The organism is Rhodococcus sp. KRD197 (genome assembly GCF_017168235.1).
In the GTDB taxonomy this organism is placed as follows: Bacteria; Actinomycetota; Actinomycetes; order Mycobacteriales; family Mycobacteriaceae; genus Rhodococcoides.
Window position 1 is genome coordinate 1 of record NZ_JABFAO010000033.1, and the last position, 407, is coordinate 407.

1 protein-coding gene is annotated in these 407 nt (G+C 65.4%); it reads left to right on the plus strand.

Annotated features, from left to right (window positions below; all coding sequences use genetic code 11):
• The coding region (locus J1M86_RS23585) for a DUF222 domain-containing protein (protein WP_206511598.1) at window positions 1-407 on the plus strand (407 nt) is incomplete at both ends.

The following is a 407-nucleotide window of genomic DNA, read 5'->3' on the forward strand; positions in this document are numbered from 1 at the left end:
GCCCTGCTCGCCGAAGCCGAACGCCGAGGACTCGCCCTCAAACTCGGACACTCCTCCATCAAACGCTGGTACAGCAACGCCGTCCGCATCCCCGAAGGCAACGCCGCCCACCAAATCGCCCTCGGCTACTGGCTCGGCGCCCACCCATCCGTCGCAGAAGCACTCTCCAACGGCACCATCCACATCCTGCATGCCAAAGCCATCGCCGACGGACACTCCACCATCCTCACCGCCGACCCCACCCTCACCGACACACACCAAGCTGATGCCGTAGCAGTCCTGCTCGACATCGCCACCCGATCCCTGCCCAGAACAGTCACCGACCGCGCCCACGAACTCGCCCACCAAGCCGCTTGCGATGCCCGAGCCCGGCACGAAACCGAACGACGACGCCGCGAAGAAGAACA